This window comes from Bacillus sp. LNXM12-1 (assembly GCF_003004375.1).
GTDB lineage: Bacteria > Bacillota > Bacilli > Bacillales > Bacillaceae > Bacillus.
The window spans coordinates 1-14,179 of sequence record NZ_PVWX01000002.1 but is presented as its reverse complement, the minus strand read 5'-3'; the positions used below and the strand labels follow the sequence as shown (position 1 = coordinate 14,179).

Annotated in this window: 12 protein-coding genes and 1 rRNA gene; 8 read left to right on the top strand and 5 right to left on the bottom strand. The window is 39.7% G+C overall.

Annotation, left to right across the window (positions count from 1 at the left end; translation table 11 throughout):
* Nucleotides 1-6 precede the first annotated feature (6 nt).
* From mnmE to rpmH, 5 genes are all read right to left on the bottom strand, one after another.
* The gene (mnmE, locus tag C6Y07_RS07575; protein WP_060597707.1) at nt 7-1,386 is read right to left on the bottom strand and encodes a tRNA uridine-5-carboxymethylaminomethyl(34) synthesis GTPase MnmE; all 1,380 of its coding nucleotides are present in this window, start codon (nt 1,384-1,386) and stop codon (nt 7-9) included.
* 402 nt (nt 1,387-1,788) lie between these two features.
* A complete protein-coding gene (gene jag / locus C6Y07_RS07570) occupies nt 1,789-2,412 on the bottom strand; it encodes an RNA-binding cell elongation regulator Jag/EloR (protein ID WP_106156497.1) in 624 nt (207 codons plus the stop codon).
* The gene (spoIIIJ, locus tag C6Y07_RS07565; RefSeq protein WP_095286180.1) at nt 2,409-3,191 is read right to left on the bottom strand and encodes a YidC family membrane integrase SpoIIIJ; all 783 of its coding nucleotides are present in this window, start codon (nt 3,189-3,191) and stop codon (nt 2,409-2,411) included. The genes jag and spoIIIJ overlap by 4 nt, the downstream gene beginning before the upstream one ends.
* 158 nt (nt 3,192-3,349) lie before the next feature.
* Nucleotides 3,350-3,709 carry a ribonuclease P protein component gene (gene rnpA / locus C6Y07_RS07560; protein WP_034660668.1) on the bottom strand — a complete coding sequence of 120 codons (360 nt, stop codon included), beginning with the start codon at nt 3,707-3,709 and terminating at the stop codon, nt 3,350-3,352.
* A 78-nt stretch (nt 3,710-3,787) separates the two neighbouring features.
* Nucleotides 3,788-3,922, bottom strand: coding sequence for a 50S ribosomal protein L34 (gene rpmH / locus C6Y07_RS07555; RefSeq protein WP_008360908.1), 135 nt, complete (start codon nt 3,920-3,922; stop codon nt 3,788-3,790).
* A 619-nt stretch (nt 3,923-4,541) separates the two neighbouring features.
* On the opposite strand from rpmH, the gene dnaA reads away from it, so the two are divergent.
* The 8 genes from dnaA to C6Y07_RS07515 all read left to right on the top strand — a co-directional run.
* The gene (gene dnaA, locus C6Y07_RS07550) at nt 4,542-5,882 is read left to right on the top strand and encodes a chromosomal replication initiator protein DnaA (RefSeq protein ID WP_034660669.1); all 1,341 of its coding nucleotides are present in this window, start codon (nt 4,542-4,544) and stop codon (nt 5,880-5,882) included.
* Nucleotides 5,883-6,078: 196 nt separating this feature from the next.
* The gene (gene dnaN / locus C6Y07_RS07545) at nt 6,079-7,215 is read left to right on the top strand and encodes a DNA polymerase III subunit beta (RefSeq protein WP_034660670.1); all 1,137 of its coding nucleotides are present in this window, start codon (nt 6,079-6,081) and stop codon (nt 7,213-7,215) included.
* A gap of 150 nt (nt 7,216-7,365) precedes the next feature.
* Nucleotides 7,366-7,581, top strand: a complete 216-nt coding sequence (yaaA, locus tag C6Y07_RS07540; RefSeq protein ID WP_003215257.1) for a S4 domain-containing protein YaaA — start codon at nt 7,366-7,368, stop codon at nt 7,579-7,581.
* A gap of 16 nt (nt 7,582-7,597) precedes the next feature.
* Nucleotides 7,598-8,710 carry a DNA replication/repair protein RecF gene (gene recF, locus C6Y07_RS07535; RefSeq protein ID WP_066031459.1) on the top strand — a complete coding sequence of 371 codons (1,113 nt, stop codon included), beginning with the start codon at nt 7,598-7,600 and terminating at the stop codon, nt 8,708-8,710.
* Between the two features lie 17 nt (nt 8,711-8,727).
* Nucleotides 8,728-8,973 (top strand): extracellular matrix regulator RemB, encoded by a 246-nt coding sequence (gene remB / locus C6Y07_RS07530; RefSeq protein ID WP_008360920.1) that lies wholly within the window; start codon nt 8,728-8,730, stop codon nt 8,971-8,973.
* A 57-nt stretch (nt 8,974-9,030) separates the two neighbouring features.
* A complete protein-coding gene (gene gyrB / locus C6Y07_RS07525; protein WP_060597746.1) occupies nt 9,031-10,947 on the top strand; it encodes a DNA topoisomerase (ATP-hydrolyzing) subunit B in 1,917 nt (638 codons plus the stop codon).
* Between the two features lie 232 nt (nt 10,948-11,179).
* Nucleotides 11,180-13,684 (top strand): DNA gyrase subunit A, encoded by a 2,505-nt coding sequence (gene gyrA / locus C6Y07_RS07520; RefSeq protein WP_066031458.1) that lies wholly within the window; start codon nt 11,180-11,182, stop codon nt 13,682-13,684.
* Between the two features lie 365 nt (nt 13,685-14,049).
* Nucleotides 14,050-14,179 (top strand): 16S ribosomal RNA (locus C6Y07_RS07515); the annotation flags it as partial.

The following is a 14,179-nucleotide window of genomic DNA, read 5'->3' as shown; positions in this document are numbered from 1 at the left end:
CTCCCTTTACTTTCCTAAACAGAATTGAGAGAATAGCTGATCAATCAAGCTTTCATGAACAGCATCTCCTATAATTTCACCGAGCTGTTCCCAGCAGCGTGTTAAATCTATTTGAACAATGTCGATCGGTACGTCCATTTCAATGCCTTCAAGAGCATCCTCAATTGATTGTTTTGCTGCCTGAAGGAGGGCAATATGCCTTGTATTACTTACATACGTTAAATCTCCACTTTCAATTGATCCAGTGAAGAACAGTGATTGAATCGCCATTTCAAGCTCATCAATGCCCTTTTCTTGTAATAATGATGTGGTGACGACCGGACGATCCTTCGCTAACTGCTTGACCTTTTCTACATCAAGCTTAGGCTCAAGGTCTGTCTTATTCACAATCACGATGATATCCATACCTGAGACAGCCTCAAAAAGCTTCATATCTTCTTCTGATAATTCTTCGCTATAATTGAGCACAAGTAAAATCAGGTCAGCTTCTTTTAAGACCTGTCTAGATCGTTCAACCCCTATACGCTCAACAATGTCCTCAGTCTCACGTATACCCGCAGTATCGACTAGACGAAGAGGTACACCTCTTACATTCACATATTCCTCAATGACATCTCTGGTAGTTCCAGGAATATCTGTGACAATCGCCTTTGTTTCCTGTACAAGGCTATTCAGCAAGGAAGACTTTCCAACATTCGGCCTTCCTATAATCACAGTGGATAAGCCCTCTCGAAGGATTTTCCCTTGCTGAGAAGTCGAGAGCAGCGACTCAATTTCTTTTTTGACCGATGTCGCTTTTTCCACTAAGACGCGATGTGTCATTTCTTCAACATCGTCATACTCAGGGTAGTCAATATTGACTTCAATATGCGCCAGTGTTTCTAGGATCTCGCCGCGCAGTCGCTGAACCAAACCGGAGAGACGTCCCTCCATTTGAGTGATTGCTACGTTCATCGCACGATCAGTCTTTGCCCGAATCAAGTCCATGACAGCCTCTGCTTGCGAAAGATCTATTCTTCCATTTAAGAAAGCACGTTTTGTGAACTCACCTGGCTCCGCTAATCTTGCTCCTTCTCTTAAAGCAAGCTGCAATACTTTATTGACCGTTACAATTCCGCCATGGCAGTTAATCTCAATAACGTCTTCTCTCGTAAATGTTTTTGGCGCTCGAAGTACTGACACCATGACCTCTTCTATTACTTGATCAGTACTTGAATCCACAATATGACCATAATGAATTGTATGGGAATCCACTGATACAAGTTTTTTCTCCTTAGGCCCTTTATACATCCGATCAGCGATCTGTACCGCATCAGGCCCACTTAAACGAATAATCGCAATTGCTCCTTCACCCATCGGTGTAGAAATGGCTGCAATTGTATCCATCACTCAATCACCTCTTTCTCTACTTAATAGACAGTCTTTTATCTATTAAATGGACGTTGTCCATCTCTATATTAAAAACGCTTAATCCAAAATTTAAAGATACCATAAATGAAAGCGAAGTGAAAGTATCCCATATCTAATTATCCACAGCTTTGCATCCTATCTATTTTAACACTTAACTTATCCACATGTGAATAACGACGTTCTAAACTTACCTTCACATCTTACACCGAAATCCAATAAATTTAAACGCCCTGATCCCTTTGCTTACTTGTAAAAATGGCGTTTTCCACTCATATCACACACTAATTTTTTAGAAATAAAGGATGAATCTTCTATAGAAAGACAATTTTTCAATAAAAAAAGACTAAAATCCAGCTTTGCTGAATTCTAGCCTTTCTGTTATTTTTTATACAGCACCACAACATGACGCTTGCTGCCTGTATCTTCCGATGCCGTTGCAAGTTCTTTAGAAAATGCGGCGATCGTATCATGAATTACTTTTCGTTCATTAGAAGGCATTGGTTCTAAATGAACCTTTCTCTTCGTTTTTAAAACTCTGTTTGCTGTCTTGATGGCATATTGTTCAAGTGCTTCTTGTCGCTTCTTCCTATAATCTCCAATATCAATGGTAATATGATGATACTGATCAGAATAGCGATTAAACACTAACTGTACCAATGTTTCTAAAGAGTACAAAGTTTGTCCTCTTTTTCCAATCATTAATGACGTTTTATCTCCATCAATGTGGAAAGAAATCTTTTTCGGTTCCTTTTTGGAAACAATCTTCGCTTTAGGATCAATTGATTTAACAATATTATCTAAATACTGTGTAGCTAATTTAAGAGCATTTCTCTTTTCTATCAACTTGACTACAGCTTGTCTTTTGCCAAATAATCCCAAGAAACCTTTATTTCCTTCATCAACTATTGTGATATCTACTTCTTCTTTTAGAAGTTGAATTTGTTTAAGTCCGGAATCTACTGCTTCTTCGATTGAGCGACCGACAGCAGTTATTTCCTTCATTTTTTATTCCCGCCAGCTTTTTCTTTGGTATCCAATTTTACTTGAGGAGTTTTAATCACTAATGTTTGGATGATCATGAAAATGTTACCTACAACCCAGTACAATGAAAGTGCTGCTGGGAAACTAATGGCAAATACAATGATCATAATCGGCATAACCCATAGCATGATAGCCATTTGAGGGTTGTCCGAAGGATTTCCAGCCATCATCAGTTTTTGCTGAATGAAAGTAGCTACCCCCGCAATGATCGGTAATAGGAACAATGGATCTGGACTGCCTAAGTCAAACCATAAGAATGTATGCTTTTTAATTTCTGCTGTTCTCATAATCGCATGATAAAAACCAATTAGGATTGGCATCTGAATTAAAATCGGGAAACATCCAGCTAATGGATTGACGCCATTTTTTTGGAAAAGGGCCATTGTTTCCTGCTGAAGCTGCTGCTGAGTTTTTTGGTCTTTAGAGCTATATTTTTCACGAAGCTTTTTCAATTCAGGCTGCAATGCTTGCATTGCTTTTGTACTTCTTAACTGCTTAATCATTAATGGTAAAATGAGCAAGCGGATTAACAGTGTCACAATAATGATCGCAACCCCGTAGTTTTCACCAGTCAAATTTGCCATGTACGTGATTAATTGAGATAGCGGGTAAACAATATAAGAATTCCAGAATCCCTTACTATCTGATGTGATTGGTTCATTGATTTGTGTACATCCTGCCAATAGAACCAACACGCCAATCAAGCTAAATATTAGTAATAATCGCCTTTTCAACAAGATTCCTCCCATTACTTCAAACTTTATTTAAGTTGGAATTGATTACGAAAGTGACTCACCTAATCAGTATGGTAACATTTTTTCATTACAAAGTGGTGGTTTCATTTTAATTCACTAGATGAAGGAAGCGCTTTTAAAAATTGATTCAACGAAAGTTTCTATTACGAAGACTTTTTCGGTTGTTGTTGATAAACAGCGGATTTTCTAAATAAATGTTGGAGAGACTTCTTTGTTTCTTCAAAGGTCAATTCACTTGCTGGTTTTCTTGCAATGACAATGTAGTCTTTTTCTTGCTTTAACTTATGACCTTCCTCTAAAAACACCTGGCGGATCAGTCGTTTAATTCGATTTCTCATCACTGCATTACCAATCTTCTTACTGACAGACAATCCCAAACGCAGTTCATCTTGATTTGGTTGATCCAGCTGGTAAATAACGAATTGACGATTCGCCATTGATTGACCTTTTCTGAACACTTTTTGAAACTCTTCATTTTTTTTTAGCCTGTTTCGCTTCTTCATGTTTTCTTCCACTCCGATAAAAACTGACAGTTCATTTACGATTTTATGTAAAAAAGACCACTGACATTATTCAGTGGCCTAAGCTGATAATTTTTTTCTACCTTTGCTGCGGCGTCGCTTTAAAACTAGACGTCCGTTTTTAGAACTCATACGGCTGCGGAAGCCATGAACTTTACTACGCTTACGGTTATTTGGTTGAAACGTTCTTTTCATTTATGACACCTCCCTGAGGAATAGCTGTTTAAGACAGTCTAACTCATTATATTTGTGTAACCCATCGATTGTCAATATCAATGATAAAACTCTTATTATCAACCTTATAAGCATAACATAATTTATCAAACGAAGAAACCTTCTTTTTCAGTTTCCAGCATTTTATTCTTTTTTCCTCCTAAAAGGCCTGCAAAACAAGGGTGTGGATATTTTTCCGGCATATTTAGACTATCCACATCCATTATCGACATTTTTTTCACACAAATAACCGATGTGGATAATTATTTTTCAACAGGATGTAAAGTGTGTGGATAAGTTTGTGACACCCATTGCACCATCTTGTTTATTTTGATATTATATTTGTGTTTTAACTCTTAATTACTTATCTGACCTATTTGCGTTATCCACAAATTGTGGATAAGCTGTGGAAAGATATTACACAGGCTGTTGAATTATTTATCCACAGACTGTGTAATTTGTCGAAAAGACGTTTTTCTACTATATTATTTGTTTTCAACAACGTATGTGCACGAATGGTGATGACCATTTGCTCTTTTTCGTGTTCTATAACAGTTTGATATTGGTCATTTTATAAAGAAAAGGAGGGGGGAGAAGCCTTATGGAAAATATTTTGGATCTGTGGAATAAAGCACTTCAAAAAATAGAGACAAAGTTGAGCAAACCCAGTTTTGAGACATGGATGAAATCGACAAAAGCCCATTCTCTTCAAGGCGATACGCTTACAATTACGGCACCTAATGAATTTGCTAGAGACTGGCTGGAATCAAGATATCTCCACTTAATTGCTGATACCATCTACGAACTGACAGGTGAAGAGCTCAGCATTAAATTTATTATTCCTCAAAATCAGGATGAAGTAGAAGCCATGCCAAAGTCTCCAATTAAAAAAATGTCTAAAGAAGAGGCCGTTGATATTCCACAAAATATGCTGAATCCAAAATATACATTTGATACTTTTGTTATTGGTTCAGGCAACCGATTTGCGCATGCCGCTTCACTTGCAGTTGCGGAAGCACCGGCAAAAGCATATAACCCGCTCTTTATTTATGGGGGCGTTGGTTTAGGAAAGACTCACTTGATGCATGCGATTGGTCATTATGTCATCGACCATAATCCATCAGCCAAAGTGGTCTATCTATCATCTGAAAAATTTACAAATGAATTTATCAACTCAATCCGAGACAACAAAGCTGTCGATTTCCGTAATCGCTATCGGAATGTAGATGTGCTTTTGATAGATGATATTCAATTTTTAGCAGGAAAAGAACAAACACAAGAAGAGTTTTTCCATACATTCAACACACTTCACGAAGAAAGTAAGCAAATCGTCATTTCTAGTGACCGGCCGCCGAAAGAAATTCCGACACTTGAAGACAGATTACGCTCTCGATTCGAATGGGGCTTAATCACAGACATTACCCCGCCAGATTTAGAAACACGTATTGCCATTTTGCGAAAAAAGGCAAAAGCAGAAGGCTTAGACATTCCGAATGAAGTCATGCTTTATATTGCCAATCAAATCGACAGCAACATTCGTGAACTGGAGGGTGCTTTGATTCGTGTCGTTGCTTACTCTTCTTTAATTAATAAAGACATCAATGCGGATCTAGCAGCTGAGGCCCTAAAGGACATCATTCCTTCATCGAAGCCAAGAGTCATTACAATTAAAGATATTCAAAGAATTGTAGGGCAGCAATTTAATATTCGCTTAGAGGATTTCAAAGCGAAGAAACGTACGAAGTCAGTTGCTTATCCAAGACAAATTGCCATGTATCTCTCTAGAGAAATGACCGATTCCTCTCTGCCTAAAATAGGAGAAGAATTTGGAGGTCGTGATCATACGACTGTCATTCATGCTCATGAGAAGATTTCGAAATTAATGGTTGAGGATGAACAGCTTCAGCAGCATGTGAAAGAAATCAAAGAACAATTAAAATAACCAAGCTGATATAATAAGTACGGGAAAATGTGAATAACTAGAGCATAGTCATACACAGTCTGTCCACATGTGGATAGGCTGTCTTTCCTTTCTTTTTACCGACTTATCCACATATTCACAAGCCCTACTATTACTTCTACGATTTTTATTAATAAAATATATATACATGTCATTAAGAAAATTTAGGAGGACCACTATGAAATTCACGATTCAAAAAGATCGTCTTGTCGAAAGTGTCCAAGATGTATTAAAGGCCGTATCCTCTAGAACAACGATACCTATTTTGACAGGGATTAAAATTGTTGCATCTGATGAGGGGGTTTCTCTCACAGGAAGCGACTCTGATATCTCAATTGAATCCTTTATTCCTCAAAGAGATGGAGATTTAGAAGTAATCACGATTGACCGTCCAGGGAGTATTGTGCTTCAGGCCCGCTTCTTTAGTGAAATTGTGAAGAAACTGCCAATGGCTACTGTCGAAATTGAAGTAGAACAAAATCACCTCACGATCATCCGTTCTGGTTCAGCGGAATTTAACTTAAACGGCTTAGATGCTGAGGAATATCCGCATCTGCCGCAAATTGAAGAGCATCATGCATTTCAAGTCCCGACAGATTTGCTTAAAAACTTAATTCGTCAAACCGTTTTTGCAGTGTCCACCTCAGAAACACGACCTATCTTGACAGGTGTAAACTGGAAGGTAGAGAAAGGTGAATTAATATGCACGGCGACGGATAGCCACCGTCTTGCTTTAAGAAAAGCGAAGTTGGATATTGACGAGGAAAGCTCATACAATGTTGTAATTCCAGGGAAGAGTTTAACAGAGCTAAGTAGAATCCTTGATGACGGACAAGATCTTGTGAGCATCGTGATTACAGAAACGCAAGTTCTCTTTAAAGCACAAAACGTGTTATTCTTCTCAAGATTGCTGGATGGTAATTATCCAGATACAGCTCGCCTGATCCCGCAGGAAAGTAAAACGGATGTCGTGGTCAACACGAAGGAATTCCTTCAAGCCATTGACCGTGCATCACTTTTGGCAAGAGAAGGCCGCAATAATGTCGTAAAGCTGTCGGCTGATCCTGAACAAAGCCTTGAGATTTCTTCTAATTCACCTGAAATCGGTAAAGTAGTCGAAACGGTTCAAGCAGATGACATTAAAGGGGAGGACCTCAAAATCTCCTTCAGTCCAAAATATATGCTGGATGCGTTAAAAGTATTAGAGGGAACAGAAATTCATGTAAGCTTCACTGGTGCCATGAGACCGTTCCTGTTGCGCACGCCAAATGATGATTCAATCTTGCAGTTGATTCTCCCAGTCAGAACATATTAATCCAATCTAAAATAGCTGCTGTGCACTCACACAGCAGCTTTTCTTCTCGTTTACCATGCTTTCTTTCATCCTAGTTCGCTTTCCCCCTTTCCTTCTTGTCTTGTTTTTTAGTACAATTAGATATTAGTGATATTGAAAGAGGTCGATATAATGCCTAATCTTATAACCATTGAGAAAGAAATGATTACATTAGGGCAGTTTTTGAAATTAGCCGAAGTCATCCAATCTGGCGGAATGGCGAAATGGTTTTTAAGTGAACATGAGGTGTTCATTAATCAAGAGCCAGATAATAGACGGGGACGCAAACTATACCCAGGAGATGTTGTCGAGATAGAAGGTTATGGCACATTTCAAGTTGTGAATTAGAAACGGGTGACAATACATGTACATTCAAAGTCTGGCGTTAACTTCATACCGAAACTATGAACACACTGAGCTTCAATTCGACAACAAGGTGAATGTCATGATCGGTGAGAATGCCCAAGGTAAAACGAACTTGATGGAAGCGATCTATGTATTGTCGATGGCAAAGTCGCATCGTACGTCAAATGATAAAGAACTTATCCGATGGGACCAAGACTATGCTAAAATAGAAGGTAGAGTCATCAAAAAAAATGGTCCACTCCCAATGCAGCTCGTGATCTCAAAAAAAGGGAAAAAGGGCAAGGTCAATCACATTGAACAACAGAAGCTCAGTCATTATGTTGGTGCGTTAAACACCATCATGTTTGCACCAGAGGACTTAAGTCTTGTGAAGGGCAGCCCGCAAATCCGCAGAAGATTCCTCGATATGGAGATTGGACAAGTTTCGGCTGTCTACTTGCATGATTTATCGCTCTATCAAAAAATCCTCTCTCAGCGGAATCATTACTTGAAACAATTGCAGACAAGAAAGCAAACGGATCAAGCGATGCTGGAGGTTTTAACAGAGCAGTTGATTGATGCGGCAGCGAAAGTTGTCAAAAGACGACTGACTTTTACGAAACAGCTCGAGAAATGGGCGCAGCCGTTGCATTTTGGCATTTCTAGAGAGCTAGAAACACTCACGCTCCAATACCAGACTTCGATAGAGGTATCAGAAGCGTCAGACTTGTCGAAAATAAAGAATAGCTATGAAGAATCGTTTCAGAAACTAAGAGACAGAGAAATAGACCGAGGAGTGACACTGTGGGGACCTCACAGAGATGACCTTCTTTTCTTTGTGAATGGTCGGGATGTTCAGACATATGGCTCTCAAGGGCAGCAAAGAACAACAGCTCTTTCACTAAAGCTGGCAGAAATCGACCTGATACATGAAGAAATCGGAGAATATCCCATTCTTCTACTCGATGATGTTTTATCTGAACTTGATGATTACAGACAGTCTCATTTGCTCCATACCATTCAGGGACGTGTACAGACCTTCGTCACCACAACAAGTGTTGAAGGCATCGATCACGCCACCTTGAAAGAAGCGGAAATTTTCAGAGTAGCCAGTGGAAAAGTAATTGACTGATAAATGAGGTGTGAGTCTTGTATATTCATTTAGGTGATGATTGTGTTGTTTCTACACGAGAGATTGTCGCAATTGTTGATTACAAAATGAGGTCGTCTTCTGTTGTAGAAGAGTTTCTCCAAAAACAAGAAGAACAAATCATTTCGTTATCACAAGGAACACCCAAATCCATCGTCGTCACAACTGAATCTGTTTATTACTCTCCTCTTTCCTCAAGCACGCTCAAAAAACGTGCTTCATTTGTGATTGAAATTGAAGTCTAAAAGCTCAATTCATATAAATATATCGTTTAAGAAAAGTGTAGGTGAATGTACGTGGCAATGGAACAGCAACATAATAGTTATGATGAAAATCAGATACAGGTGCTCGAAGGACTAGAAGCTGTTAGAAAACGTCCAGGAATGTACATCGGGTCAACCAGTGCAAAAGGACTTCACCATCTTGTATGGGAAATTGTCGACAACAGTATTGATGAGGCTTTAGCTGGATATTGCACAGATATTACGGTGCAAATTGAAAAGGATAATAGCATTACAGTGAAAGATAATGGCCGCGGGATTCCGGTTGGGATTCATGAGAAAATGGGACGTCCTGCTGTAGAGGTCATTATGACTGTTCTTCACGCTGGCGGTAAATTTGACGGCAGCGGTTATAAAGTATCTGGCGGTCTGCATGGCGTAGGGGCATCTGTTGTTAATGCGTTATCTACGACCTTAGACGTGACCGTATATCGTGACGGGAAAATTCATTATCAACAATTCAAACGCGGTGTTCCAGCTGGAGATTTAGAGATCATTGGTGAAACAGATGTTACAGGGACAACCACTCATTTTGTGCCAGATCCAGAAATTTTTACTGAAACCATTGAATTTGATTACGACACACTTGCCAACCGTGTACGTGAGTTAGCTTTCTTAACAAAAGGTGTAAACATCATTATTGAAGATTTACGTGAAGGTAAAGAACGACGAAATGAATACTGCTATGAAGGCGGTATTAAGAGCTATGTAGAACATTTAAATCGCTCAAAAGAAGTCGTTCATGAAGAACCCGTTTATATCGAAGGTGAAAAAGACGGAATCACGATTGAAGTGGCATTACAATATAACGATTCCTATTCAAGCAACATCTATTCCTTCGCCAACAATATCAACACGTATGAAGGCGGAACGCACGAAGCAGGCTTTAAAACAGGTTTGACGCGTGTTATCAATGATTATGCTCGTAAAAATGGCGTATTCAAAGATGGAGACTCGAATTTGAGCGGTGAAGATGTGCGAGAAGGCTTAACAGCCATTATCTCCATCAAACATCCAGATCCTCAATTCGAAGGACAAACGAAGACAAAGCTTGGGAACTCAGAAGCAAGAACCATTACCGACTCCCTTTTCTCTGAAGCACTTGAGAAATTCCTCTTAGAGAATCCTGATGCTGCAAAGAAAATTGTGGAGAAAGGTGTGATGGCAGCTCGTGCGAGAATGGCTGCCAAAAAGGCACGTGAGCTGACAAGACGTAAAAGTGCACTGGAAGTCTCCAGCTTACCGGGGAAACTGGCGGACTGTTCTTCTAAAGACCCTTCCATCTCTGAACTCTATATCGTAGAGGGAGATTCTGCGGGCGGATCTGCTAAACAAGGCCGTGATCGTCACTTCCAAGCGATCTTACCGTTAAGAGGGAAGATCCTAAACGTTGAAAAAGCGCGACTAGATAAAATTCTATCGAACAACGAGGTTCGCTCAATGATTACAGCATTAGGAACTGGAATCGGAGAAGACTTCACTTTAGAGAAAGCTCGCTATCACAAAGTTGTGATCATGACGGATGCCGATGTGGATGGAGCGCACATTCGAACGCTGCTTTTAACATTCTTCTATCGCTACATGCGTGAAATTATTGAAAACGGTTATGTGTATATTGCACAGCCGCCTTTATATAAAGTGCAGCAAGGAAAACGTGTTGAGTACGTGTATAACGACAAACAGCTAGATGAGCTGTTAAAATCACTTCCTCAAACACCAAAACCTGGACTTCAGCGTTATAAAGGTCTTGGAGAGATGAATGCTACTCAGCTTTGGGAAACAACAATGGATCCTGATGCGAGAACACTTCTTCAAGTCACACTTGAGGATGCGATCGATGCTGATGAGACATTTGAAATGCTCATGGGAGATAAAGTAGAGCCGAGAAGAAACTTTATCGAAGAAAACGCGCAATACGTGAAAAACCTCGATATTTAGATAGATCCCTACTGAGAACAACCTTATTTCTTGTTTGGAATAAGGTTGTTTTTCAAGAAATAGGGGCGTATAACCAATGTCCTGTTTTTCCGTGTTTTCGTTGATTTTCTAGTAAATAAATGTGTATAAAGACGAGATTATTGATATAATGGAGAATAGTCTTGTGAAGATAAATACATATTTTACTCCCACATAATTTATTTCATGTGATACGTAAAGGGAGGTTCTTATAGTGAGTGAACAACATACACCAAATGTACGCGAAGTGAATATTAGTCAAGAAATGCGTACGTCCTTTTTAGATTATGCAATGAGTGTGATTGTGTCGCGTGCATTACCAGATGTGCGAGACGGATTAAAGCCCGTGCATCGAAGAATTTTGTATGCGATGAATGACCTAGGTATGACAAGTGATAAACCATTTAAGAAATCTGCACGTATCGTTGGGGAAGTTATCGGTAAGTATCACCCTCACGGTGACAGCGCTGTATACGAAGCAATGGTTCGTATGGCGCAAGACTTCAACTATCGTTATATGTTAGTTGATGGTCATGGAAACTTTGGTTCAGTCGATGGAGACGGAGCAGCGGCGATGCGTTATACCGAGGCGCGTCTATCGAAGATTTCTATGGAAATCCTCCGTGATATCACAAAGGACACCATTGATTATCAAGATAACTATGACGGCAGTGAAAGAGAGCCAATGGTGATGCCTGCAAGATTCCCGAACTTATTGGTCAACGGAGCGACAGGAATTGCTGTAGGAATGGCGACCAATATTCCGCCGCACCAATTAGGTGAAGTGATTGACGGGGTATTGGCCATCAGTCAAAACCCGGAAATGACAACACAGGAGCTTATGGATATCATCCCAGGGCCAGATTTCCCAACAGCAGGTCAAATCATTGGCCGAAGTGGTATTCGAAAGGCGTATGAAACAGGGCGCGGCTCTATTACATTAAGAGCAAAATCGAATATTGAGGAAACATCTAGCGGTAAACAGCGCATTGTTATCAATGAGATCCCGTACCAAGTCAACAAAGCCCGTTTGATTGAAAAAATTGCTGATCTTGTGCGTGATAAAAAGATTGATGGCATTACAGATTTGCGTGATGAATCAGATCGTAATGGTATGCGTATTGTCATTGAACTGCGAAGAGACGCAAACGTCCATGTTCTATTAAACAATCTTTATAAACAAACGACACTTCAAACGTCATTTGGTATCAACTTATTAGCACTTGTTGATGGACAGCCGAAAGTCTTGTCCCTCAAACAATGTCTTGAGTATTATCTAGAGCATCAAAAAGTGATCATTCGCAGAAGAACGGCGTATGAGCTGCGTAAAGCAGAAGCAAGAGCACACATTTTAGAAGGCCTCAGAATTGCACTTGATCACTTAGATGAAGTCATTGCTTTAATTAGAGGCTCTCAAACTGCGGAAATTGCTAGAAATGGTTTGATGGAAAACTATAGCTTGTCTGAAAAACAGGCACAGGCCATTCTTGATATGCGACTTCAGCGTTTGACTGGCCTAGAACGAGAAAAGATAGAAGATGAATATAAAGGACTTGTTGATTTGATTGCTGAATTAAAAGCCATTTTAGCAGACAATGAGAAAGTACTTGAAATCATTAGAGAAGAATTAACAGAAATTAAAGAACGCTTCAATGATACGCGTCGGACTGAAATTGTGACAGCGGGTATTGAAACAATTGAAGACGAAGATTTGATTCCTGTTGAGAACATCGTGATTACGCTGACGCATAATGGTTATATCAAGCGTCTCCCTGCATCAACATACCGCAGTCAAAAAAGAGGCGGTAAAGGTGTCCAAGGAATGGGAACCAACGAAGATGATTTCGTTGAACAGTTGATTTCAACATCGACCCACGATACGATTCTTTTCTTCTCTAATAAAGGGAAGGTTTATCGTGCGAAAGGGTATGAGATTCCTGAATTCGGACGGACAGCGAAAGGGATTCCGATCATTAACCTTCTTGAAGTAGAAAAGGGAGAATGGATTAACGCCATTATTCCAGTAAGCGAATTTGATGAAAATTCGTATCTCTTCTTTACAACAAGACACGGTGTATCAAAACGGACGACATTGTCTCAGTTTGCTAACATTCGAAACAACGGTCTTATTGCACTCAGCCTTCGTGACGAAGATGAACTGATGGCTGTTCGTTTAACCAATGGAGAAAAACAAATCATCATTGGAACGAAAAAGGGGATGCTGATCCGTTTTGACGAGACAGATGTTCGTGAAATGGGACGTACGGCAGCTGGAGTGAAAGGTATCACACTTTCCGAAGATGACATTGTCGTGGGTATGGAAATCCTTGAGCCAGATGCAAACGTATTGATTGTAACTGAAAAAGGATATGGCAAACTAACCCCTGAAAAAGAATACCGTGTTCAAAGTCGTGGAGGTAAAGGTCTTAAAACGTGCAAAATCACTGATAACAATGGTCCGCTTGTCACAGTGAAGGCAACTAATGCTGAAGCCGAAGAAGACTTGATGATTATTACAGGAAGCGGTGTAATCATTCGTATGGCCGTTTCTGACATTTCGACAACAGGTCGAGTCACTCAAGGTGTCCGCCTAATCCGCCTCGGTGATGAGGAACATGTCGCTACAGTGGCATTAGTTGAACAATCACAAGAAGACGATGAAGAGATTAGTGAAGAGAACGTAGAAAATATAGAGTCAGATCAAGAGCAATCTGAGTAAAAATGAAGCCGGTTCTTCACCGGCTTTATTTTTTTTTGAAAAACATCATTTTTTTTGAAATTTATAATGCTTTTTTCATAGATATGTGTTAATCTTTCAAAGGAGCAAAAAGAGGCTCTATTTTTTATCTCATTCTCAGTAAAAACTTCTTAAAAAAACAAAATGTTTTTTAAGAAAAATGTTGACTGTTGATAGAGATACATGATATATTTAAGTGGTCGCTTTAAGAGAGTGGCACACAAGTTCTTTGAAAACTAAACAAGACAGAACGTACCTGTTAATTCGAGTTTTTATAAAAAAATCCTATGATACATCATAGGTAGTCAGTCAAACGCTGACGAAAAACAAAACTTCGGTTTTGTACTTTTTCGGAGAGTTTGATCCTGGCTCAGGACGAACGCTGGCGGCGTGCCTAATACATGCAAGTCGAGCGGACAGAAGGGAGCTTGCTCCCGGATGTTAGCGGCGGACGGGTGAGTAACACGTGGGTAACCT